Below are 22,953 nucleotides of genomic sequence, written 5' to 3' on the forward strand. Positions count from 1 at the left end.
CTATGGTGCCGGCGTCAAACGGCTTTTACCAGTCAGCCCGGCACGGCCGGGTCCCTGCACGAGCGAGGGTGGCCGTACCGAGACCCGAGCGCGTCGGTGGGCCTTGAGCGGCGCCGCATGGATAGAGCGATTGCATTCTACTCTGGGTATATTGTATGACATATGACAATAAGTGGGCTTGTAACCTGCGCAGGAAGCCGGGGGCGTCTCGTGTTGTCGAGGACTCGCGCAGGGGAAATGATGACCTGTTTTTCTATCCGTGATGTGAGGTGGCGTGGTGTCTAGCCAAAAACTGGTGGTGGTGCATGAGTTGTATCCGGAGCTCGCCGAGCAACTGGCCGAGTGTTTCGATCTGACGCACTTTACGCGCGTCACGACGCAAGAAGACATGACGGCCTTCAGGGCGGCGTTGAGTCAAGCCGATGCCTATGTCGGGTCCGGCATCAGGTTCACCGAGGAACTCCTGGAGGCGGCGCCCAGGCTGAAGGTGGTGGCTAGTGTTTCTGTCGGCGTCGACAGTTATCCCGTCGAGGCCATGCGCCAGCGCGGCATCGTGCTGACCAATACGCCGGATGTGTTGACGGAGTCCACGGCGGATACGGGCTTCATGCTGATGATGATGGCGGCCCGTCGTGCCGGGGAAATGCTCGATATGGTCCAGAATCATGAGTGGAAGGCCTCGTTGTCGCGCCAGCATTTTGGTGTCGACATGCATGGCAAGAAGCTTGGTGTGGTCGGCATGGGACGTATCGGCCAGTCGGTGGCCAGGCGGGGGCGTGATGGCTTCGGCATGTCGGTGAACTATTACAATCGCTCGGCCAGGCCGGACGTGGAGTCCGCTCTGGGAGCCCGGCGGGTCGAACTCGAGCAACTGTTCCGCGAGAGTGACTTCATCTGCGTCACCATCCCCTTGACCGCCGAGACCGAAGGACTGATCGGTCGCCATTACCTTGCCATGACCCGGCCCCGGGCAATCTTCGTCAACATCTCGCGCGGCAGGGTGGTGCGCGAGGACGAACTGGCCGCCTGCCTGCAGGATGGCAGCCTGTACTACGCCGGCCTCGATGTCTTCGAGCAAGAGCCATTGCCCGCTGACTCGCCCTTGATGGGCTTGTCCAATGTCATCTGCCTGCCGCACATCGGGTCTGCCACGTTTCAGACCCGCAATGCCATGTGCGACCTGGCCGTCGAAAACGTCAACCGGGTCCTGGCGGGCGAACAGGCCGTCACGGCCGTCTGAGCCGTGACACCGGGAGGGACAACGGGAGTAGCGGTTCGCAGCGCTTCTTGGGTCGTCAGCGCCTGACGCTCTCGTTGCCAGCAGGCGGTCGTCATACTTTGGTCTAGATGCGACTTTCGGCGTATTGCCTGAGCCCGCTCGGCCATCTAACTTATTTGTATGATGTATGACATGAAGGTTGAGTCACAGCCTTCACCTTGTCCTGGACGAACAAGAGGGCGATCCGGTGATCTATAAGCACGAAGATGTCAAACAGGCGATCAGTGACGGACTGCTGTCCTTCCCTGTGACCGATTTCGACGAGCAGGGGCGCTTTGATGCAGAAAGCTATCGTCAGCGTCTGGAGTGGTTCATCAGCCATGAAATCTCGGCGGTGTTTGTCGCGGGTGGCACGGGAGAGTTCTTCAACCTGTCTCAGGAGGAGTTCCGGGAGATCGTCCGTCTGGCCGTCAGGACGGTCGATGGCAAGCTGCCGGTGATCGCCAGCGCCGGTCTCAGTGTGGCGACGGGCAGCAACTTTGCCCGCATCGCCGAGGAAGAAGGGGCCGACGGCATCCTGCTGATGCCGCCGTATCTGACCGAATGCCCTCAGGATGGCCTGGTGGCTTACGCCCGTCAGATCTGTGACGCCACCGCGATCAGCGTGATTTACTACAACCGTGGTAATGGGGTGATGAGCCCGGACTCAGTCCAGCGCCTGGCCGAAGCCTGTCCGAACCTGGTGGGGCTCAAGGATGGCAAGGGCGACATGCAGGCCCTCAATCGTGTCATCAAGACCGTGGGCGATCGCCTGGCCTATGTGGGCGGTGTGCCGACGGCCGAAATCATCGCCGAGGCTTACCTGGCCATGGGCGTGAACACTTATTCCAGCGCCGTATTCAATTTTGTACCGGATATGGCCGTGACCTTCTACAAGGCACTGCGCGCCGGCGACACCGACACCGTGCAACGCATCTCGCGGGAATTCTTCCTGCCCTTTGTCGATCTACGCGATAACAAGGCGGGATATGCCGTCAGTCTGATCAAGGCGGGCACCGATATCATTGGTCGCCCTTCCGGCAGCGTGCGTGCCCCGCTGGAAATGCCCAATGATGAAGAGCGAGCGAAGTTGGCCGCTCTAATCAAGAAAGCTCAAGAGTCATAAACTCTCTGGTCGGTACCACTCGGTGACATGTGGTACGAGCAGCGAAAAGAGGCCTGGCCGTAGGGTATTACAATCAACAAAGGCCTCATTACGCCAAGCAACAAGGAGACACAGCTCCATGAAAATGATCAAGAATCCGCTTCGTAAGCTGGTGTGTGCAGTAGCCCTCGCCGGTGCCGCCGGAACATCCATGTCAAGCTTTGCTGCTGCTGAGTGCCCGATTCCGGATAATGTACGTGTGGTGATCGGGTCGACCTCGACTGGTGGTGATACGTATCAGAACTCCAGTCTTGTGGCAGATCACCTGGCCAAGGAACTTGACATCAATATGAAGGTTGATGCCGTTGGTGCGGTTCCTGCTTTTCGTGCCCTTGAGCGAAGCCCGAATGGCAATACCATCATGATCTTCCACGACATGGCATATCTGGGGCATCTGTATGATGTCAATGGATATGGGAATGTCTTCGAAAAGTTCAAGATCGGTCCAAGCGTAGCCATTAATCCGGGCAATGCCTATCTGGTACCCAAGGACTCGCCCTACCAATCGATCGAAGAGATCATCGATGCGGCAGGTAATGGCGAAGAGATCAAGGTTGCCATTCAGCCGGGTGGTGTATCCGAAATTGGCTTCAGCGCCCTGAAAAATGCTGTCAAGCGTGAATATCCTGGTAAAGAAGGCAATATCGTCGCGGTAAATACTGGCTCGCAGGCCGATAAAAACCAGCTGCTTTTCAATGACTATGCCGATGTCATCAATGGGTCTGTTCAGGCCAACGAACAGTTTACCCGGTTGCCGGAAAGCGACCAGAAAGCCATGCGCTTCGTTTGGCTGACGGCACGCAACGAAACTATACAGAAGGCTAACTCGGAAGGGTTGGGTGAAACCACGCGAGAGGACCTGCTGAATTACGTTTCTCCGAATGCTTCCGTACCGATGACGGACAAGCAAAACTTTACCTTCGATAAAGAGTTTTTCTTTATCTATAACAAGGGAACGGATCAGAAAATCGTAGATTGCATTGATAATGCTCTGAAGGAGGTCTATGCCAAAGGGGATATTAAGAAGCGCCAGAAAGAGTTGTTCTTTATTCCCAATTATATGCCATCTTCTGAAGCCAGTAAGCATCTGAAGGGTAAGATGGCTGACTACAAGAAGATTATCAATAATATTCAGTCCTGATCCTTTCTGGCCGGCGCTGTGTGCGTCGGCCTCTCTGGCTTTAGGATGAAGTTGAGAGTGTCGGTGTTGAGTGGATGTCAAAAGGTGGATTATGGGAGATGGTTTCTTGTCGATGTTTGAAGTTTCTGTAAGCTTTGAGCAATCTCACCTTTTCTTTCCAAGAATTATTACTTGGGCCCTGGTATTGATGCTGGGTGTGATTTTGATCAAACATCGAAATGCTTTGCTGCCGGGTCTCAAGCGAGCTGGGGAAGCCGTTCTCGGCAAGAGTGAAGAGTTTCATTGGACCCGCTTTTTCGGAACACTCACCCTGACAACGGCGTACTTCTACTTGATGTATGTCGTAGGTGGTATTTTTCCGAATACTGGGTATGGATTTCTCTTTATGTCTGTACCTTTTATTTTTTGCTTGTCATTGCTTTATGTTGATCAAAAAACTTGGAAAAATTTGGCGATAATTGCGGCCACCGCTGTTATAGCACCGCTGCTGGTATGGTTCATGCTAGCGCATCTTTTTGGTATAACACTGCCTTGATGGCGGAGAGATAAGCATGGATTTCCTCTCACAATTAACGCCAATGTTCTTCCTGTTAGTGTTGCTGGGGACATTGGTGGGTATCATATTTGGTTCGATTCCGGGAATGACCGCCACGATGGCAGTGGCGGTTTGTCTGCCGTTGACCTATGCACTTGGCATGAATGGTGCGCTGGCACTTTTGCTTGGCCTCTATGTTGGGGGGATCGCCGGAGGGATGGTGCCTGCGGTTCTCTTGAACTTGCCTGGTACGCCTTCTTCGATATGTACAACCTTCGATGGCTACCCCATGGCCCAGGCTGGTAACGGCGAAAAGGCACTGAAGATTGGTGTTGTTGCTTCTTTGTTTGGCGGCCTGTTTAGTGCGGCCGCCCTTTTTTACCTGGCTCCGGTTTTGGCGGAGTTTGCCATTAAGTTTTCTTATGTAGAAAAGTTTCTGGTTATCCTCCTGGCGCTCAGTGTTATTGCCTCCCTCTCTAAGAGTCTGCTGATGGGGTTGTTTAGTGGTGTTTTGGGTATATGGCTTAGCCTGGTGGGTGTCTACCCCATAACATCGGGAGGTAATGGTGAAGTTCGCCTGGTGCCTTCCTTCCTGGAAGAGACGATGTATAGCGGCTTTACGCTATTGCCGGTCTTGATCGGCATATTCGGCTTGGCTGTCATTTTTGGAGATGCGGCCAAAGGGCTGAAAGGCGAGGCATCCGAAGGCATAAAGCTTGGAAGAGGTGAGAAATTCTCCTTTAATATCTTCAAGGGGAAATTGGTCAACCTGGTGCGTTCATCCTCCATTGGTACCTTTGTTGGCATACTGCCAGGGGTTGGCGGAAGCACGTGCTCGATCTTGTCTTATACGCAGGAAAAGAATTTTTCGAGAGATTCGTCCCAGATGGGTAAGGGCGCCCCACAGGGAATTGTTGCTTCCGAAGCTTCGAATAATGCCTTGACGGGCGGCGCTCTCGTTCCTCTCCTGTCATTGGGTATTCCTGGTGACTCGACCACAGCGATACTGATTGGTGCCTTCACGCTACAGGGTATCCAGGTTGGTCCCTTGTTCATCAATAGCAATCTGGATACGTGGTATATCATCATCACAGCGTTGGTGGCGGCGAATGTTGTCATGTTCTTCGCCATGTTCTTCGCGATACGTCACATTGCTAGAGTCGTAGAGGTGCCAAAACACCTGCTTTATCCCGTTATCATCATGATGTGTGTGGTAGGTGCCTATGCCATCAATTATGGTGTCATGTTTGATGTATGGGTCCTCCTTTTGTTTGGCGTGTTGGGGTATGTACTGGCCAAGCTCGGCATCGAGATGGTCCCCCTGATTATTGGGTTTATTCTGGGTGGGCCTGCAGAAGTGTATTTTGTCAAAAGCATCGAGTCGTTCGGTAATTTGACCGTATTCTTCACGAAGAGCCCGATTGCTATCGTGCTTTGGGTCTTGATCGCTATTTCCATCGCTTTCCCGGTTTACATGCGGATGCATTCGCGCAACCCGCATGCGGCACATTCCGGTTGATATCCGAGAAAGTGTGGAATATTAAAGGACAGGGAAACTGCATGACAGGTAACCGACTGAAATTGCGCGCCATCAAGGTCCATGATCGAGACAACGTCGCGGTTATCGTGGACGATGGGGGGGTTAGTGCTGGCGAGCGACTGGATGACGGAGTAGAACTCCAGTGCCATGTCCCTCAGGGCCACAAGGTGGCCCTGGTAGATATTCCGCTGGAGGGTAAAGTATGGCGTTATGGTGAGGTGATCGGTACTGCGAAGGTGGCGATCCCTTGTGGTGGTCATGTCAACGAGACCAATCTGCACATGCCGACACCGCCGGCTCTGGACGAATTGCCGTTGGCGACGCGGTCGGCACCATCGGCGGAAACGCTTGAAGGTTATACCTTTGAAGGGTTTCGCAATGCCAATGGCAGCGTCGGTACCAAGAATGTGCTTGGCATCACCACCAGCGTGCAATGCGTAGCTGGTGTAGTGGATCATGTAGTGCAGCGCATTAAGAGTGAGCTGCTGCCCCGGTTTATCAATGTCGATGACGTGGTGGGGCTCAATCATAGCTATGGCTGTGGCGTGGCGATCAATGCCCCGGCTGCCATGGTGCCGATTCGCACCCTCAAGAACCTGGCTCGGAATCCCAACTTCGGCGATGAAGTGATGGTCGTCGGTCTGGGTTGCGAGAAGCTTCAGCCGTCCACTCTGGTCGATGACCAGCCGGTCAAGATCTATCAAAACACTGAAGCGGCGGATCCGCAGGCCAATGTGCTGAGCCTGCAGGATGAGTCCTTCGAAAGCTTTGCCGATATGGTCGAAGGCATCATGGCCATGGCGGAACGCCATCTCGAGCGCCTGAACCAGCGTCAGCGCGAGACCTGCCCGGTGTCGGAGCTGGTGGTGGGCATGCAGTGCGGGGGCAGCGATGCCTTCTCCGGCCTGACGGCCAACCCTACGGTGGGTTTCGCGACGGATCTCATCGTCCGCGCCGGTGGCAGCGTGATGTTTTCCGAAGTCACGGAAGTGCGTGACGCCATTCACCTGCTGACACCACGTGCCGTGGATGCTGAGGTCGGCCAGGCGCTGGTCGATCAAATGGCCTGGTACGACGACTACCTGTCTCAGGGCCAGGCCGATCGCAGTGCCAATACCTCGCCCGGCAACAAGAAGGGCGGGTTGAGCAACATCGTCGAGAAGGCCCTGGGGTCGGTGATCAAGTCGGGGCACTCGCCGATTGTCGATGTCATCGGGCCGGGTGAACGCCTTCGCAAGCGTGGCCTGACCTTCGCCGCCACGCCGGCCAGCGACTTCATCTGCGGCACTTTGCAGGCCGCCGCGGGCATGAACCTGCAGGTCTTTACCACCGGCCGCGGTACGCCCTACAACCTCCCCATGACCCCCGTCATCAAGGTCGCCAGCAATTCCACCCTGGGCCGCCGCTGGCATGACCTGATCGACCTCGATGCCGGGCGTATCGCCACCGGCGAGGCTTCCATCGAGGATATGGGCTGGGAATTGTTCCACCTGATTCTCGATGTGGCCAGTGGGCGTCAGCAGGCGGCGGCCGACAGGCTGGGGCTGTACAACGATCTGGTGCTCTTCAATCCAGCGCCGGTCACCTGAGGCGTTGTTGAATATTGTAACGAGGCAATATCCCATGTTTCCGAAAATTACCCAGATGAAAATCGTGCCGGTGGCCGGCGAGGATGGCTTCCTGCTTAACCTGAGCGGCGGCCATGCCCCCTGGTTCATTCGCTGCGTGCTGGTGCTGGAGGACGAATCCGGAAACCGCGGAGTCGGCGAGATTCCCTCCAGTGACGGCATCCTCAAGGGGCTGGAGCAATGTCGCGAGCTGGTCGAAGGCTCGAGGGTCAATGACGTCAAGCAGACTCTGAATCGTGTGCGTCTGCTGCTGGCCCGCAATGGTCGCGAAGAGCGCGGTCGCCAGACCTTCGACCTGCGGGTCGCGGTGCATGTCATCACGGCGATCGAGTCGGCCCTGTTCGACCTCTTCGGGCAGGCCATGGGTATGCCGGTAGCCGACCTGCTGGGTCAGTATGGCCGGCAGCGCGACGAAGTGGAGGCGCTCGGCTATCTGTTCCTGCTGGGCGATCCCGACAAGACGGACCTGCCGTACCCGCGTGCCACCGATCCCGTGGATGCCTGGGACGAGGTGCGTTATCGCGAAGCCATGACCCCCGATGCCGTCGCCGACCTGGCCAAGGCGGCCTATGAGCGTTACGGCTTCCGCGACTTCAAGCTCAAGGGCGGCGTGCTGCGTGGTGAAGACGAAGCCGACTGCATCCGTGCCCTGCATGAGGCCTTCCCCGATGCGCGCCTGACGCTGGACCCCAACGGTGCCTGGGGGCTCGACGAGGCGGTGCGTGTGCTCGATCCCGTCAAGCACCTGCTGAGCTATGCCGAGGACCCCTGTGGTCAGGAAGGTGGCTTCTCCGGTCGCGAGACCATGGCAGAGTTCAAGAAGCGTACCGGACTGCCTACCGCCACCAACATGATTGCCACCGATTACAAGCAGTTGCAGCTGGCCGTGCAGTTGAACTCGGTGGATATCCCGCTGGCAGATTGCCACTTCTGGACCATGCAGGGCGCCGTGGCCGTCGGCGAGCTGTGCAACGAATGGGGTATGACCTGGGGCTCGCACAGCAACAACCATTTCGACATCTCCCTGGCCATGATGACGCACGTGGCGGCGGCCTGCCCGGGCGAGATCACCGCCATCGACACCCACTGGATCTGGCAGGACGGCCAGCGCATCACCACCGATCCCTTCCTGATTCGTGACGGCAAGCTGCAGGTACCGAAGACGCCGGGCCTGGGTGTCGAACTGGATGATGCCCGACTCATGGAAGCGCACGAAAAATACAAGCGCCTCGACGTCACGCAGCGCGACGACGCCATGGCCATGCAATATCTGATCAAGGGCTGGGAGTTCGATCCCAAACGCCCGGCGCTGGTGCGCTGACACCAGACCCAAGAGGCGGCACGAGCAATGCCGCCGACTGTTTCCGGGTGATACGGCGCTAGGCGCGGTATTACCGCTTCCCTCGACAGGAGAGATATGATGACACTCGAAGGCAAGCAACTGATTGGCGCTCAGGCCGTTGCGGCCGAAGGCGCACTGATTCATGCGGTGAACCCCTCCACCAACGAGCGTCTGGACCCGGGGTACGCGGCGGGTAGCAAGGCCGAAGTCGAGCGTGCCTGTGATTTGGCCTGGACGGCCTTCGACCAGTATCGCGAAACGGGCCTGGAAGAGCGGGCCAGCTTTCTCGAGGCCATTGCCGATGAGATCGAGGCCATCGGCGAGCCGCTGATCGAGCGCGCCATGGCCGAATCCGGCTTGCCGCAGGCGCGTATTCAGGGCGAGCGTGGCCGTACCTGCGGCCAGCTGCGCCTGTTCGCCGGCGTGGTGCGTGCCGGCGAGTGGCTCGATGTGCGGATCGACCCGGCACTGCCGGAACGCCAGCCGATGCCGCGGGTCGACCTGCGTCAGCGTCATGTCGCCTTGGGGCCGGTGGCGGTATTCGGTGCCTCCAATTTCCCGCTGGCTTTCTCCGTCGCCGGTGGTGACACGGCCTCCGCGCTGGCCGCGGGCTGCCCGGTCGTGGTCAAGGCCCACTCCGCGCATCCGGGAACGTCCGAGCTGGTCGGTCGGGCCATCCAGAGAGCGGTGGAGAAGTGCGAGCTGCCTGAAGGCGTGTTCTCCCTGTTGTATGGTTCCGGTCGTGAAGTCGGCCAGGGCCTGGTGACCGACTCGCGTATCAAGGCGGTCGGCTTCACGGGCTCGCGCTCCGGCGGCACGGCGCTGGTACAGGCGGCGCAGTCGCGTCCCGAGCCGATTCCGGTCTATGCCGAAATGAGCTCGATCAACCCGGTCTTCCTGCTTCCGGCCGCGCTTCAGTCGCGTGCCGCCGAGCTGGGCGAGGCCTTTGTCGCCTCGCTGAATCTGGGCGCCGGTCAGTTCTGCACCAACCCCGGGCTGGTCATCGCCGAGAAGGGCGAAGGACTGAACAACTTCCTGGCCGCCGCCGGCGAGGCCGTGCAGGGCGCCGCGTCGCACACCATGCTGACGCCGGGCATTCACGACGCCTACAACAAGGGCGTTGATGCCCTGGTCAGCAATGACAAGGCGCGTGAAATCGCACGCGGGCCGGCGGGTGACGGTGACAACCAGTGCCAGGCCGGCCTGTTCGCGGCCTCCGCCGCGGATTTCCTGTCCGACGAATCGCTGCAGGCCGAGGTCTTTGGTGCCACCTCGCTGGTCATCGAGTGTGCCGACCAGGACGAGGTCAAGCGGGTAGCCGAACACCTGGAAGGTCAGCTAACGGCGACCCTGCAGATGGACGATGCCGATGCCGAAGCCGCTCGCGCGCTGCTGCCGGTGCTCGAGCGTCGGGCGGGTCGCGTCATGGCCAACGGCTGGCCGACCGGCGTCGAGGTCTGCCACGCCATGGTGCACGGCGGCCCCTATCCGGCGACCTCGGACTCGCGCACCACCTCGGTGGGCAGTGCCGCCATCTATCGCTTCCTGCGTCCGGTCTGCTACCAGAACCTGCCCGAGGCCCTGCTGCCCGAGGCCCTCAAGGACAGCAACCCGGCCGGCGTCAGCCGCCTGGTGGACGGAAAGCGCGAAGCATAAAGCCAGATACCCAGCTGGATAATCGTCAAGCATTGGCGGCCTGCGGGCCGCCTTTTTTATGTGACCCGATGGCGTTGACTCGCCGGACTGAGAAGCCGGCTCCGGAAGGCTTTCAATGGTGCACGTCGGCCTTCTCGGGAGGGTAGAGCAAGCTGATAACAGGAGATATGCCATGACCTCTGATGCGCCGGTAGCGAGCACGCCCCCGCATGCGCCGCCCAAAGTCGCCTGGTGGGTGGCACGGCGACTCTCGCGGATCCTGTGTCTCGATGACTTCGAGCCGGTGGCCAAACGTCACCTGCCGAGACCGCTCTTTGGTTATGTCGCGGGTGCTGTGGAAACCCAGGCGTCCTACCGCGACAACCGTGCGGTCTTTGACGAGCTTGGCTTTCAGCACCGAGTGTTGCGTGATGTCAGCCAACGCCAGTCCTCGATCTCGCTGCTGGGGAGGCGTTATTCAGCACCCTTCGGTATTGCGCCGATGGGCATATGCTCGCTGACCGGGTATCGAGGGGATCTGGCGCTGGCCCGGGCCGCCGCTCGGGCCGGCATCCCGATGATCCTCAGCGGCTCGTCCCTGATCCGCCTCGAGGAAGTCATGGCGCAAGCGCCGGATACCTGGTTCCAGGCCTACTTGCCCGCCGAGTCGTCGCAGATTGATTCCTTGCTCGACCGTGTGGCTCGGGCCGGCGTCGAGACACTGGTCGTCACGGTGGATTCGGCCGTCGTTCCGAATCGCGAGAACAATCTGCGTAACGGTTTTCGTACGCCCTTGCGCCCGAGCCCACGACTGTTCTGGGATGGCTTGACGCATCCGCGCTGGAGCCTGGGAACCTTGTTGCGCACCTGGGTGCGCCATGGCATGCCGCACTTCGAAAACAATACTGCGGAGCGTGGTGCCGCCATTATATCCAGACACGTCCAGCGTGATTTTTCCGGACGTGAGCATCTCGACTGGTCCGAGTTGCAGCGTATTCGCCAGCGTTGGCAAGGGCGCCTGGTCATCAAGGGGCTGCTGAACCCGGAGGACGTTGCCAAGGCACGAGCGCATGGTGCCGATGGAGTGATTCTTTCCAACCACGGTGGACGTCAGCTGGATGGTGCTGTATCGCCGATGCGCACCCTGCCCGCGGCACTGGAGGTAGCGGGTGACATGTCGGTGATGATTGATAGTGGCTTCCGGCGTGGCTCCGATGTGCTCAAGGCGCTGGCCCTGGGGGCGAGCTGTGCCTTCATCGGGCGACCCTTTAACTATGCGGCTGCCATTGGTGAAGAAGGTGGCGTGGATCACGCCATTCATTTATTGATGGACGAGATTCGCGCCGATATGGGCATGCTGGGGATCAACCGGCTGGAGGAGCTCGAATCGGATGCCCTGATCAACCTGGCTCGGCCATGAGGAGGCGTACAGGGCCTGGAGCACGAGCCAGTGCAATACCGAGCCATGCATGCCCGTCTGCCGATTGGGGTCATATCAGCCCCAGCAGCAGGCCCCCGGAGATCCCGATGATCAAGGGGTTGGTCGCCACATCCTTGAGAATGGCCCCGGGGTGGGAATTGACCAGCGGGCTGTAGACGGCCAGCACGATGGCCGACAGTACCAGGTTGAGCATGATGATGCCGCCCGCCATGACGCCACCCAGGGAAAGCCCCAGCTCACCGTACATGCTGGTCGCCAGGGCCAGCCCCATGATGCCGCAGTTGCCGCGAAATGCCGCCTGAACGTAGACGCCACGTTGTTGCCGGGGGCAGCGGTATAGCGACCAGGCCCAGATCAGCACGAACATCAGCGCTGAAATGATCAGGTAATACACCACCAGTCCGAGCTGGAAGTCCTCACCGGGTTCGGCACGCAGAATGCTCAGGAAAAGCAGGGCCGGCATGGTGACCTTGAATACCAGACTGGAGGCGGTATTGATGAAGGCCTGATCGATCCAGCCCAGGCGTTTCAGCAGGACTCCCATGAACACCATGGTGAATACCGGCAGGCTGACATTCAGTGTATCGAGCAGCAGGTGAGTCATTGGCATCTTGTCCTGATGCGGAAGATCGGCATTGTGACGGGACATGAGGGGCAGCAGGCTGCGACCGCCTGGCATGGCAGCATAATTGTACGATATATGATGATTGTCGGCACGTCCGCATGGTTCGCTGGCGAGCCTGTCTGGTTCGGGTAGCCACCAGCCGGCGACTGGAGGAGAAGCGGAAGCAAGGCGGGGATGGCCGATAGCACTTTAGTCTCAAAGTGGTCGGGAAGGCTTGTAAGGTGCACGGAGACTGACTAACTTGTCATTCATATGATGTATTACCAGTTAAGTTCTGCCGTCATGTCCGAGCGGAGATTCTGGTAATCCGTCAGAAAAGGCATTCAAGACATTCGCTTAGACGTGTGTCCCTTGATGATAAAAGACGCCCCGAACGGCTTTGGTAACAGAGCACAGGGGCATCAGAACAAGCACAATGATTGACCATATCCTACTCGGATGGAGCGAGCCATGCTGACCAACAAGACAACGAATTTCCGTCATTGCTTGAAGCTCACCACCGCCACGGGCCTTCTGGCCATGGTGGCCTTACCTGCCCAGGCAGAACAGTGGCGGGGCTGGAACATCCACCCGCCTGGCTACCCCAACAGTGTGGCCCTGGAAAGCTTTGCCGAGGAGGTGGCCGAGAAGACGGAAGGGCGCGTTGAACCCAAGGTCTACCACAATGCCGTGCTGGGTGATCAACCGGATGCTATCGAGCAGACGCGAAGTGGGGCTCTGGATTTTGCCAACTTCAATATGGGACCTATGGGACCCATTGTACCGGCAACCAACGTCCTGTCATTGCCGTTCATCTTCAGCAGTCCCGAAGATATGTACCGCATCATGGATGGGGAAATCGGTGAGCGTTTCGCGGATGCACTGGCCGACAAGAACCTGATTGCGCTTTCCTGGTTCGGCTCTGGTGCGCGGAGTCTGTACAACACGGATCATCCGGTGACATCCCCCGAGGATGTGGACGGGCTCAAGGTCCGCGTGATGAACAACGACCTCTATGTGCAGATGATCGACGAGCTGGGCGGCAACGCCACGCCGATGGCTTACAGTGAGGTCTACCAGTCGCTGAAAACCGGTGTCATTGACGGTGCCGAAAACAACTATCCGTCCTACGAATCCAGTGGTCATTATGAAGTTGCCCAATATTACTCCCTGACCGAGCATCTGATACTGCCCGAGTGCTTGTGTATCGCCAAATCCACCTGGACCGAATTGTCCGAGGAAGATCAGGGCATTGTCCGTGAAGCAGCGGAAAACGCGGCTCAGGAGCAACGCAAGCTCTGGGAGGAGCAGGCACAGAAAAGCCGAGAAATGGTGCTGGAATCCGGTGTGAAAATCAACGAAGTCGATGATAAATCTGTCTTTCAGGAGAAAATGCAGCCGATTTATGATGCCTTCATTCAGGAACATCCGGACCTCGAAAGCCTGGTAAGCGATATTCAGAACGCGCAGAAATAGTGCCGTCCACACCATGCCGAGCCCCGGTCGGCGCGCCGACCGGGGCTCCTCGAAGGGGTCAGAAACCGTGAGTGATTATTCCGATCAACCCGAGGTTCCGCCCGAGGAACAGGCTGCGCGCTCTGCCGTCGACCGTGTGCTTGATGGCATGGCGCAACTCTGCATTATCGTCTCCGGCATTCTGCTCGTTTTCTTGATTGCTTCGTTCGGCTGGCTGGTCTTCGGGCGTTACGTCCTCAACGATACGCCGACCTGGGTTGAACAGACCTCGTTGCTGATCGTCATCTATGTAACTTTCCTGGGTGCCGCCGCCGGGGTGCGCAACAAGTCCCACCTGAGCATCGACTTCATTCGGGAGGGACTGCCGACCGTGCCGCGTAGCCTGATGCGGCTGGTGGCGGATCTGTTCGTGGTGGCCTTTGGCGTTTTCATGGCATGGCAGGGCTACATCATGGTGCTCGACAATCTGAGTCGGCCGATTCCGATGATCGGTCTTTCCGAGAGCTGGCGCGCCGCGCCGATGGTGGTCAGTGGGCTGCTGATGGTGCTGTTCTCGGTGGTCAATATCGTGCAGCGTCTCATGACACCAGGGGAGACGTGAACCATGGGCCTGATACTACTCTTTGGCGTCTTCTTTCTCGGTCTGATCGTCGGTGCGCCCGTGGCATTTGCCGTCGGCCTGGCCTCGATCGTGACCTTCCTCTACGAGGGGCTGCCGCTCTTCGTCGGCTTTCAGCGCATTCTGTCCGGTATCTCGGTGTTTTCGCTGCTGGCCATCCCTTTCTTCATATTCGCTGGCGAGTTGATGCTGCATGGTGGCATCTCCAATCGCCTGGTGCGTCTCGCCTCGGCAGCGGTGGGGCGGATTCGCGGCGGCCTGGGACTGGTGAATGTCTCGTCGTCGATGCTGTTCGGGGGCATTTCCGGGTCGGCTGTTGCCGATACCTCGGCACTGGGGTCGATTCTGGTGCCGGTCATGAAGGAAAAGGGCTACGACGCCGACTATGCCGTCAATGTCACTGTCACCTCGTCGGTTGCCGGGGTGGTCATTCCGCCCAGTCACAACATGATTCTTTATGCTGTCGCGGCAGGCGGCGGGATCTCGGTGACCCAGTTGTTCATCGCCGGCATCGTCCCCGGCATTCTGATGTGCCTCGCCCTGGCGGTTGCCGCCTATGTGGTGGCCGTCAAGAGAGGATATGCCGGTGAGGAGTTCCCCGGCTGGAGCGCGTTGATCATCAGCTTTGCGGCGGCGCTGCCGGGTCTGCTGACGGCGGTCATCATCGTTGGTGGCGTGCTCTCGGGCATCCTGACCGTGACCGAGTCCGGTGCCTTCGGGGCGATCTATGCCATCGTCATCACGGGGCTGGTCTATCGCGAGCTGACCTGGCACTCCTTCAAGAAGGCGGTCTATCAGTCGGTGCGCACGACCTCGCTGGTGATGATTCTGGTCGGGTGCGCCTCGGCCTTCTCCTACCTGCTCGCCTTGTACAGTGTCCCTGAAATGCTGAGTGAGGCGCTGCTGGCCATCTCCGACAACCCCTACGTCATCCTGCTGATGCTCAACCTGCTGTTGCTGGGTCTCGGCATGATCATGGACATGGCGGCGCTGATTCTTATCTGCACGCCGATCTTCCTGCCGGTTGCCATGCAGTTCGGCATGGACCCCATTCAGTTCGGCATCATCCTGATGATCAATCTGGGATTGGGGCTGTGCACACCGCCGGTCGGGTCCTGTCTGTTTGTCGGCAGCGTCATCGGCAAGATCAAGATGGAGCAGACGGTGCGCACCATCTGGCCCTTCTATCTGGCGCTGTTCGCCGTGCTGATGCTGGTGACCTATGTGCCCGCGGTATCGCTGATGCTGCCGTCCTTCTTCCAGTAACGCTGCTCGTACCCGTTGGGACAGGAAATCACAATGAAGATCGAACGCGTGCATACGCACATCCTCGACTACAAGCTCGACCAGGCTTTCGAGAGCGCCACGATGCGTTTCGAGCGGCGCCAGCATTGCCTGGTCGAGGTGGTCTGTGAAGACGGTACCGTAGGGTGGGGCGAGTGCCTGGGGCCGGCCAGGGCCAATGCCTCGGTGGTCGGGCTTTATGCCGGCGCCCTGGTCGGTGCCAATCCCCTGGAGACGGAAAAGCTCTGGCTCGACCTCTACAACCGATTGCGCGACCAGGGGCAGCGTGGCCTGACGATGACGGCGCTGAGCGGTATCGATATCGCGCTCTGGGATATCAAGGGCAAGCACTATGGAGCCTCGGTCAGTGAATTGCTCGGTGGGCGTTTTCGCGAAACGGTCCGGGCCTATGCTACCGGCTCATTTCGCCGTGATGGCGTGGACCGCGTCCAGGATGTCGCCGAGGAAGTCGCTGGCTATGCCCGTGAAGGGTTTCATGGCGTCAAGATCAAGATCGGCTTCGATGTCGAGGAGGACCTGCGCGCCATCGCCGCCGTGCGCGAGGCGATCGGCCCCGAACGTCGGCTGATGATCGACGCCAACCACGGCTACGACCTGCTCGAGGCCATCGAGGTCGGCAAGCGCGCCGAGCCCTTCGGTATCGACTGGTTCGAGGAGCCGGTGCTGCCCGAGCAGATCGATACCTACCACGCCGTGCGCCAGGGCCAGCCGATTCCGATGGCCAGCGGCGAGAACTGGCACGGTCGCTACGCCATGCTCGAGCCGCTGTCGACTCGCGCCGTGGACATCGCCCAGCCCGACGTCTGCGGCGTCGGCGGATTCAGCGAGATGCGTCGGGTCGCCGACATGGCGGCGATGTTCGGCGTGCGCCTGGTGCCGCATGTCTGGGGCACGGCGGTATGCATCGCCGCCAGCCTGCAGTTCATGGCGGCGTTGCCGCCCAACCCGCCGCGCCGCCGGCCTCTGGAGCCGATAATGGAGTTTGATCGGACGAAAAACCCGTTTCGACAGGCGGTCGTCGAGACGCCAATCGAGCACCATGACGGTGTCATGTCCATTCCCGATGGCCCGGGGCTGGGGATCCGCATCAATCGCGATGCCCTGCATGAGCATGCCTTGAGGGAGAATTGAAGCATGACCGAGATAGCGGCCAATACGCGTCCCCTGAGCGGAACGCCTCCGGCGCTCGAGGCGCCGCCCGGGGCCACCGACTGTCATATCCATCTCTACCTGCCAGGCTACGAGGCGCAGCCGGGTGGTCCGCCGATCCCGGAACTGGCGACGGTAGAGGATTATCGGCAGTTGCAGCGCTGGTTGTCCCTCGAGCGGGTTGTTGTTACCCAATCGAATGCCTACCAATGCGATAACAGCGCCTTGCTGGAAAGCTTGAGGCAGCTTGGAACGGCGACCGCTCGTGGCGTGGCCGTGGTAACGCCGGATACTCCCGAGAAGGAACTCGAAGCGTGGCATGCCCTGGGCGTGAGAGGCGCGCGGATCATGAATCTACCCGGTGGCGCCATGACCAGTGCCGAAATGCCCGAGATCGAACGTCGTGTACGCTCGCTGGGCTGGCACCTGATGGTGCAGTTCAACGGCCGGCATCTCGAGCAGCACCTGGCAGCGCTGCGGCGGCTGGAAAGCGACTATATCATCGACCATATCGGCAAGTTCATGGATCCGGTACCGGCCGATGATGTACGGGTCGACGAGATCCTGAGGCTGCTGGATCGAGGCAATGCCTGGTTAAAGGTCTGTGCCGGCTATGAGGCCAGCCTGGAAGGCGGCCCGCATTACCCTGACGTCGGAGCGATCGCCCGGCGTGTCATCGAGCATGCGCCCGAGCGCATTCTGTGGGGATCCAACTGGCCCCATGTCGGCGTATCGCGCGATCGCTACCCGAATGATGCCGAGCAGCTGGACGTGCTGCTCGAATGGGCCAGTCCGGCCGTTCGGCAGCGGATCCTGGTCGACAACCCCGCGACACTCTATGGCTTCGGGACGTCCTGAAGCGTCCCTGGCGACATCCGGGTGGGGCGCGACTCGAGCAGCGCCGGCCATCCACTGTCATTCATATCCATCGCGGCTTGCCTCGCTGAGCCGCCCAACCCTGATCAAGGAGCTGCATGATGTTGAATCGCATTCTTGTCACCGGCGCAGCCGGTGGTCTCGGCAAGGCCATTCGCCCACACCTTGCCCGGCTGGCCCATCGCGTGCGCCTGTCGGATATCGCGGACCTGGGAACTGCGGCCGATCACGAGGAGCTCGTGCCCTGCGATCTGGCCGATGCCGAGGCGGTCAGATCACTGGTCGAAGGCTGTGACGGCGTCGTGCACCTGGGCGGTGTATCCGTCGAGAAGCCGTGGGACGGCATCCTCCAGTCCAATATCATCGGCGCCTACAACCTCTATGAGGCCGCCAGGAACCTCGGCAAGCCACGCATCGTGTTTGCCAGTTCCAACCACACCATCGGCTTTCATCCGCGCACCACACGCATCGATAGCCAGTGCACGCGCCGCCCGGACTCGCTGTATGGCGTCTCCAAGTGCTTCGGCGAAGACCTGGCCAGCCTTTACCACGACAAGTTCGGTGTCGAGACTCTGAGCGTGCGTATTGGCTCCTGCTTTCCCAAGCCGGCGGATACTCGGATGCTGGCGACCTGGTTGAGCGTCGAGGATTTCGTCGCCCTGCTGGAGCGTGCCTTCGTCTCGCCCCGGCTGGGATACACCGTGGTCTATGGCGTCTCGGCCAACAACGAGACCTGGTGGGATAACAGCAAGGCCGCGTTTCTCGGCTGGGTGCCCAGGGACAGCTCCGAACCCTGGCGCGAGGAGGTCGAAGCCGCGGCGGGCGATATCGACCCTAACGACCCGACCGTGGTCTATCAGGGTGGCAAGTTCGTGGCCATGGGGCATCCAGATGACTGATCTTGCCGTTCCGGTTCGCCAACGAAAGAAGGAGAATGCTGATGGATGACACGGTCACCCTGACGCTTGACGAAGCGCAGCGGTTGAGTCACGAGGTGTTGACCCGCAACGGTTTCAGCGAGTCCCATGCCGCCGCCATTACGCGCAATGTGGTGGCCGTGCAGCAGGATGAGTGCCACTCCCATGGACTCTATCGCCTGATCAGCTGCGTCGAGACATTGCGCAATGGCGGTGTAAAGCCGGATGCCGTGCCTTGGGTCGAGAATCTGGCGCCCGGCGTGGTGCGCACCGATGCTGACCAGGGTTGCTCGCTGCTGGCCTTCGAGCAGGCCCGGCCCATCTTGATGGAGAAGGCCAGGACCAATGGCATCGCCCTGCTGGCCGTGAACAATGCCTTTCACTTTTCGGCGCTTTGGCCCGAGGTGGAGTCGCTGTCCGAGGCGGGGCTAGTGGCGCTGGCCATGACCCCGAGCCATGCCTTCGTGGCCCCGGCAGGCGGCAGTCGGCCCCTGCTGGGCACCAACCCCGTGGCCTTCTCCTGGCCGCGTCCGGGGCGTTTTCCGTACACTTTCGACTTTGCCACCAGTGTCGTGGCACGTGGCGAGATCGAGCTTCATCGACGCGCCAGCGAGACGCTGCCGGCGGGCTGGGCCATCGATGCGGAGGGCGCGCCGACGACGGATCCCGAGGCGGCGCTGGAGGGTGCCATGCTGCCGTTTGGCGGCCACAAGGGGGCGGCCCTGTCGATCATGATCGAGCTGCTGGCAGGCCCGCTGATCGGTGACTTGCTGGGACACGAGACCCGGGCCGCCACTCCCGGGGGAGAGGGCCGGCCACAGCATGGCGAACTGCTGCTGGCGATCGATCCGGCGGTGCTGACGGGGGCCAGTGTCGAACAGCACCTGGCGCATGCCGAGGCATTGTTCGAGGGCGTGCTGGCCCAGGGGGCCAGGCTGCCGTCGCAGCGTCGCCATGCGGCGCGTCAACGCAGTTGGACGAAGGGTTTAACGATCCCCATGACCCTGTACCAGGAGCTTGATAGGCTACGTGGATAAGGCCAGAGAGTGTTGACAGGCCACGGCGCATCTTGGACGCCTGACGTTTGTCGACACCCTCGCATGGCGAGGACAGCAAGCTGAATCGGCCGTCAGGGAACGGAAGCGCAATAACAAGCATGCATTCAATCGAGCCGCTCGATGCACAGGGGGGCTCAATTTCAAAAGGACGCGAGATGGCGGTGTCGAATGAATGGGGCGTGAAGCCCATTACCCGCGAAGGAAGTCTGTCGAAGGCGGTGCTGGAGCAGCTCGAGCAGCGCATCACCTCGGGACAGACTCCCGTGGGCAGCAAGTTGCCTACCGAAAGCGAACTCTGCGATGCTTTCGGGGTGAGCCGCACGGTGATTCGCGAGGCCATGACCCATCTCAAGTCACTCGGGCTGGTCGAGACGCGCCGCGGTGTGGGCACCACGGTGCTGCGCAACGAGGTGGACGCCCCGCGGCCGGCGGTGCATATCAGTCCGCGTACCGTGGAGGACATTCTGCAGGTGCTAGAGCTGCGCCTGACGCTGGAGCCGAGCGCCGCCGAGCTGGCCGCGTATCGCCATGACGGCGAGGACCGACAGCGTCTGGAGGCCCGCCATGCCGACTTCGCGGCCGTGCGCGCCGGGCAGTCTCAGGCGAGGCGCGAGGACTTCGCCTTCCATCACACCATCGTCAAGGCGACGCACAACGTCTTCTTCGACCGCTTCTACGAGCCCTTGAGCGACAGCATGATCCCGCGTTCCAAGCTGCTCAGCATCGATATCGACATGAGCTCAACGGCGCGCTACCTGGAGCTGGTGCATCAGGAACACACCCGCATTCTGGAGGCCATCCTCGAACGGGACGGTGCGGCGGCTCGCCAGGCCATGCACGAACACCTGGCGCGCTCGCGCGACATGTACGCGGAGTACCGCGAGCAGGAGTGAAGCGGGCTGCCGCCGGGGGCATCAACGCGCCATGTACAGCCCGACCAGCACGGCGAGCAGCACCGTCAGGAAGAAAACGCGATTGCGCAGGCGGGTATCTCGTCGGTTGTTCGGGGGGCGGTGTGGCACGTTGGCTCCTGGTGGCAAGCAATAAGGGAAACACTGCTTAAATGCCTGCGCATGCAAATCGCTTTGTTATAGCCGCCATCCTTGGCGGCTACCCACGGGCCCGTCTAAAGACGGTTCAAATTCGCTCCTGGCGAATTTGTACACGTTGCTCGAAAGCTCGCCTAACTACCTGTTATGTCTCGCTTCCTGCGCTCCGTGCGCCTTGCGCTTCACTATGCTCGGCAATTTAATCAGCATGTCCTAAGAGGGTGTTTACAAACTACTGCGCTCGCCCATGCGGCGTTGAAATCAGCCTCAAAATGCTCATTTACCAGCTCGTAAACTCCGCTTTTTCGGCTGATTTCGCCTGGCCTGGCCGTCGCTCGTGACTTTTGTAAACACCCTCTAAGGCGAATGTCGTGGCACAGCGAGCGTGTCGAAATGATACGCTCGCATGAAACGGCTGAATGAAAACCCGGCTCTACCCAGGCCGCCTCATGGTATTCGTGTCAGCCTGTGACCACCAGACGTCTCGCGCAACGGAAACCTGCCATGCCATCGCCCGATACCGCCATACCGCTTGTCTTCGCTCATGCCAACGGCTTTCCCGGCCGCAGTTATCGCAGCTTTCTGGCACTCCTGGAGGAGGATTTCGACCTCCATCCCGTCGAGCGGCTCGGGCATCATCCCGAGTATCCGGTCGGCGACAACTGGCTGGCGCTGCGCGATGAACTGCTCGCCCACCTGGCCGGATTCACGTCGCCGGTGGTCGGCGTCGGCCACTCCATGGGCGGCGTGCTGATGGCCATGGCCGCCGAACAGGCGCCGCAACGCTTCCATGGCGTGGTGATGCTGGATCCCCCCTTGATGCTGGGTCTGGATGCCCTGGCCATGAAGCTGGCCAAGCGGCTGGGTCTGGTCGACCGCGTCACCCCGGCGGGCCGGAGCCTGGGACGCCGCTCCCGGTGGCCTGATCGTGCGACCATGCGCGACTATCTGCGTCGCCGCGGCCTGTTCCGGCACTTCACCGATCAGGCACTGGATGACTACATCGCCGGCGGTACCCGGGAGCTCGAGGAAGGAGGCGTGGCACTCTGCTACGACCCCGCGATCGAAGTGGATATCTTCCGCCATCTGCCCGACCATCTGCATGGCCTGCCGTCCCGCTTGAAGGTGCCGATGAGTGTGCTGGCGGGGCAGGACTCGGATCTGATGACGCCGCGTCGACGCCGGCGTCTGCGGCGTCACGGAGTGCCGGTCAGCGAGGTTGAGGGCAGTCACATGTTTCCCATGGAGCATCCGCAAGCGGCCCGTCAGGCGCTTCAGACGTGTCTTGATGCCGTGCTGCCGGGAGCCAGCCGATGACCACCGCGACGCCCCTGAGATTGGCAAACCAGCGCCTGGCAGCCCTGTCCTGGGGGGACGCCGCTGCGCCGACCTGGCTGGCGCTGCATGGCTGGCTGGACAATGCGGCGAGCTTTTCCCGGCTGGCGCCGCGGCTGGTCGAACACCTGGGCATCCGGGTGGTGGCGCTGGACCTGGCCGGCCACGGCCAGTCGCAACACCTGGCGGGCGACGGTGACTATGCGCTCTGGGATTACTGTCACGATGTGCTCGATGCCCTGGACGCGCTGGGGCTAGAGAGTGCCCCGCTACTGGCCCATTCCATGGGGGCCGGAGTGGCGTGCCTGCTGGCCGCTAGTCTGCCGGAACGGGTCGATGGGCTGCGCCTGATCGACGGTCTGGGCGCCTTGAGCACCCCGGCGCCGTCGGCGCCCGGGCAATTGCGCCAGGGCCTGCAGGCGGCGCGGCGCACGCCATCGCCGGCGCCGCGTTATGCGGATATCGATGCGGCCGTGCAGTCCCGGGTCAAGGGCAGTGTCACGCCGATCGATGCCGACACCGCGCGGCCCTTGATGGAACGCAACCTGGAAGCCATGCCCGAGGGGGACTGGCGACTGCGCAGCGATCCGCGCCTACGCTGGCCCTCGCCGGTGCGCTTCACGCCCGAGCAGGTACTAGCCATGCTGGGGGCCATCCGCTGTGATGTGCTATTAATCGAGGGTAAGGCGGGTATTCTGACGCAGCGCCCTGGCATGGACCAGGCACGCGGGGCGCTGCAGCGGCTGAGCCGACGCATCCTGGCCGGCGGTCACCATCTCCATCTGGAGGCGGACAGGGTGCCGGCAGTCGCCGACGCCATCGTGACGCATCATGCCTGTGTCGAGCAGGGTTGATTCTGCGCGGCACAGGATTCAGTCAA

At 60.5% G+C, this 22,953-nt stretch carries 20 protein-coding genes; 19 read left to right on the forward strand and 1 reads right to left on the reverse strand.

The genetic code is table 11. From position 1 onward, the window contains the following. Positions 1 to 277: 277 nt before the first annotated feature. From HHA01_RS01950 to HHA01_RS01990, 9 genes are all read left to right on the forward strand, one after another. A complete protein-coding gene (locus HHA01_RS01950; protein ID WP_141317425.1) occupies positions 278 to 1,240 on the forward strand; it encodes a 2-hydroxyacid dehydrogenase in 963 nt (320 codons plus the stop codon). A gap of 226 nt (positions 1,241 to 1,466) precedes the next feature. Then, complete coding sequence (kdgD, locus tag HHA01_RS01955; RefSeq protein ID WP_141317426.1) at positions 1,467 to 2,384, forward strand: 5-dehydro-4-deoxyglucarate dehydratase; 918 nt, start codon at positions 1,467 to 1,469, stop codon at positions 2,382 to 2,384. 118 nt (positions 2,385 to 2,502) lie between these two features. Continuing rightward, positions 2,503 to 3,564, forward strand: a complete 1,062-nt coding sequence (locus tag HHA01_RS01960; protein WP_141317427.1) for an ABC transporter substrate-binding protein — start codon at positions 2,503 to 2,505, stop codon at positions 3,562 to 3,564. A 112-nt stretch (positions 3,565 to 3,676) separates the two neighbouring features. Continuing rightward, on the forward strand, positions 3,677 to 4,099 hold the full coding sequence (locus HHA01_RS01965; protein WP_246053781.1) for a tripartite tricarboxylate transporter TctB family protein: 423 nt from the start codon (positions 3,677 to 3,679) through the stop codon (positions 4,097 to 4,099). Positions 4,100 to 4,115: 16 nt separating this feature from the next. Further along, complete coding sequence (locus tag HHA01_RS01970) at positions 4,116 to 5,618, forward strand: tripartite tricarboxylate transporter permease (RefSeq protein WP_141317429.1); 1,503 nt, start codon at positions 4,116 to 4,118, stop codon at positions 5,616 to 5,618. 41 nt (positions 5,619 to 5,659) lie between these two features. Beyond that, positions 5,660 to 7,228, forward strand: coding sequence for a galactarate dehydratase (gene garD, locus HHA01_RS01975; RefSeq protein ID WP_141317430.1), 1,569 nt, complete (start codon positions 5,660 to 5,662; stop codon positions 7,226 to 7,228). A gap of 34 nt (positions 7,229 to 7,262) precedes the next feature. Beyond that, positions 7,263 to 8,588: an enolase C-terminal domain-like protein gene (locus HHA01_RS01980; RefSeq protein WP_141317431.1), complete on the forward strand. Its 1,326-nt coding sequence runs from the start codon at positions 7,263 to 7,265 to the stop codon at positions 8,586 to 8,588. 99 nt (positions 8,589 to 8,687) lie between these two features. After that, entirely contained in the window at positions 8,688 to 10,265 is a 1,578-nt protein-coding gene (locus tag HHA01_RS01985) for an aldehyde dehydrogenase (NADP(+)) (RefSeq protein WP_141317455.1), read from the forward strand. Positions 10,266 to 10,437: 172 nt separating this feature from the next. Continuing rightward, a complete protein-coding gene (locus tag HHA01_RS01990) occupies positions 10,438 to 11,664 on the forward strand; it encodes an alpha-hydroxy acid oxidase (protein WP_141317432.1) in 1,227 nt (408 codons plus the stop codon). Between the two features lie 70 nt (positions 11,665 to 11,734). On the opposite strand, the gene HHA01_RS01995 is transcribed toward HHA01_RS01990, so the two are convergent. Continuing rightward, on the reverse strand, positions 11,735 to 12,289 hold the full coding sequence (locus HHA01_RS01995; protein ID WP_246053779.1) for an AEC family transporter: 555 nt from the start codon (positions 12,287 to 12,289) through the stop codon (positions 11,735 to 11,737). Positions 12,290 to 12,760: 471 nt separating this feature from the next. On the opposite strand from HHA01_RS01995, the gene HHA01_RS02000 reads away from it, so the two are divergent. From HHA01_RS02000 to HHA01_RS02045, 10 genes are all read left to right on the forward strand, one after another. Continuing rightward, positions 12,761 to 13,765 carry a TRAP transporter substrate-binding protein gene (locus HHA01_RS02000; RefSeq protein ID WP_141317434.1) on the forward strand — a complete coding sequence of 335 codons (1,005 nt, stop codon included), beginning with the start codon at positions 12,761 to 12,763 and terminating at the stop codon, positions 13,763 to 13,765. A 67-nt stretch (positions 13,766 to 13,832) separates the two neighbouring features. Then, complete coding sequence (locus HHA01_RS02005) at positions 13,833 to 14,366, forward strand: TRAP transporter small permease (RefSeq protein ID WP_246053780.1); 534 nt, start codon at positions 13,833 to 13,835, stop codon at positions 14,364 to 14,366. Between the two features lie 3 nt (positions 14,367 to 14,369). Further along, a complete protein-coding gene (locus HHA01_RS02010; RefSeq protein ID WP_141317436.1) occupies positions 14,370 to 15,650 on the forward strand; it encodes a TRAP transporter large permease in 1,281 nt (426 codons plus the stop codon). Between the two features lie 33 nt (positions 15,651 to 15,683). Then, positions 15,684 to 16,820, forward strand: coding sequence for a mandelate racemase/muconate lactonizing enzyme family protein (locus HHA01_RS02015; protein WP_141317437.1), 1,137 nt, complete (start codon positions 15,684 to 15,686; stop codon positions 16,818 to 16,820). Positions 16,821 to 16,823: 3 nt separating this feature from the next. Continuing rightward, positions 16,824 to 17,696, forward strand: coding sequence for an amidohydrolase family protein (locus HHA01_RS02020; protein ID WP_141317438.1), 873 nt, complete (start codon positions 16,824 to 16,826; stop codon positions 17,694 to 17,696). Positions 17,697 to 17,815: 119 nt separating this feature from the next. After that, a complete protein-coding gene (locus HHA01_RS02025; RefSeq protein ID WP_141317456.1) occupies positions 17,816 to 18,613 on the forward strand; it encodes an NAD-dependent epimerase/dehydratase family protein in 798 nt (265 codons plus the stop codon). Positions 18,614 to 18,654: 41 nt separating this feature from the next. Next, complete coding sequence (locus HHA01_RS02030; protein ID WP_141317439.1) at positions 18,655 to 19,668, forward strand: Ldh family oxidoreductase; 1,014 nt, start codon at positions 18,655 to 18,657, stop codon at positions 19,666 to 19,668. Positions 19,669 to 19,844: 176 nt separating this feature from the next. Then, positions 19,845 to 20,582 (forward strand): FadR/GntR family transcriptional regulator, encoded by a 738-nt coding sequence (locus HHA01_RS02035; protein WP_141317440.1) that lies wholly within the window; start codon positions 19,845 to 19,847, stop codon positions 20,580 to 20,582. Positions 20,583 to 21,242: 660 nt separating this feature from the next. Continuing rightward, positions 21,243 to 22,055: an alpha/beta fold hydrolase gene (locus tag HHA01_RS02040; protein ID WP_141317441.1), complete on the forward strand. Its 813-nt coding sequence runs from the start codon at positions 21,243 to 21,245 to the stop codon at positions 22,053 to 22,055. After that, positions 22,052 to 22,927: an alpha/beta hydrolase gene (locus tag HHA01_RS02045; protein ID WP_141317442.1), complete on the forward strand. Its 876-nt coding sequence runs from the start codon at positions 22,052 to 22,054 to the stop codon at positions 22,925 to 22,927. Before HHA01_RS02040 ends, HHA01_RS02045 begins: the two co-directional genes overlap by 4 nt. Positions 22,928 to 22,953: the final 26 nt, after the last annotated feature.

The organism is Halomonas halmophila, from assembly GCF_006540005.1.
Taxonomy (GTDB): Bacteria; Pseudomonadota; Gammaproteobacteria; order Pseudomonadales; family Halomonadaceae; genus Halomonas; species Halomonas halmophila.

Coding starts and splice junctions, on each gene's coding strand:
- HHA01_RS01960 (WP_141317427.1), top strand. CDS start 2,503: ATGAAAATGATCAAGAATCCGCTTCGTAAGCTGGTGTGTGCAGTAGCC.
- HHA01_RS01965 (WP_246053781.1), top strand. CDS start 3,677: ATGTTTGAAGTTTCTGTAAGCTTTGAGCAATCTCACCTTTTCTTTCCA.
- HHA01_RS01970 (WP_141317429.1), top strand. CDS start 4,116: ATGGATTTCCTCTCACAATTAACGCCAATGTTCTTCCTGTTAGTGTTG.
- garD (WP_141317430.1), top strand. CDS start 5,660: ATGACAGGTAACCGACTGAAATTGCGCGCCATCAAGGTCCATGATCGA.
- HHA01_RS01980 (WP_141317431.1), top strand. CDS start 7,263: ATGTTTCCGAAAATTACCCAGATGAAAATCGTGCCGGTGGCCGGCGAG.
- HHA01_RS01985 (WP_141317455.1), top strand. CDS start 8,688: ATGACACTCGAAGGCAAGCAACTGATTGGCGCTCAGGCCGTTGCGGCC.
- HHA01_RS01990 (WP_141317432.1), top strand. CDS start 10,438: ATGACCTCTGATGCGCCGGTAGCGAGCACGCCCCCGCATGCGCCGCCC.
- HHA01_RS01995 (WP_246053779.1), bottom strand. CDS start 12,289: ATGACTCACCTGCTGCTCGATACACTGAATGTCAGCCTGCCGGTATTC.
- HHA01_RS02000 (WP_141317434.1), top strand. CDS start 12,761: ATGCTGACCAACAAGACAACGAATTTCCGTCATTGCTTGAAGCTCACC.
- HHA01_RS02010 (WP_141317436.1), top strand. CDS start 14,370: ATGGGCCTGATACTACTCTTTGGCGTCTTCTTTCTCGGTCTGATCGTC.
- HHA01_RS02015 (WP_141317437.1), top strand. CDS start 15,684: ATGAAGATCGAACGCGTGCATACGCACATCCTCGACTACAAGCTCGAC.
- HHA01_RS02020 (WP_141317438.1), top strand. CDS start 16,824: ATGACCGAGATAGCGGCCAATACGCGTCCCCTGAGCGGAACGCCTCCG.
- HHA01_RS02025 (WP_141317456.1), top strand. CDS start 17,816: ATGTTGAATCGCATTCTTGTCACCGGCGCAGCCGGTGGTCTCGGCAAG.
- HHA01_RS02030 (WP_141317439.1), top strand. CDS start 18,655: ATGGATGACACGGTCACCCTGACGCTTGACGAAGCGCAGCGGTTGAGT.
- HHA01_RS02035 (WP_141317440.1), top strand. CDS start 19,845: ATGGCGGTGTCGAATGAATGGGGCGTGAAGCCCATTACCCGCGAAGGA.
- HHA01_RS02040 (WP_141317441.1), top strand. CDS start 21,243: ATGCCATCGCCCGATACCGCCATACCGCTTGTCTTCGCTCATGCCAAC.
- HHA01_RS02045 (WP_141317442.1), top strand. CDS start 22,052: ATGACCACCGCGACGCCCCTGAGATTGGCAAACCAGCGCCTGGCAGCC.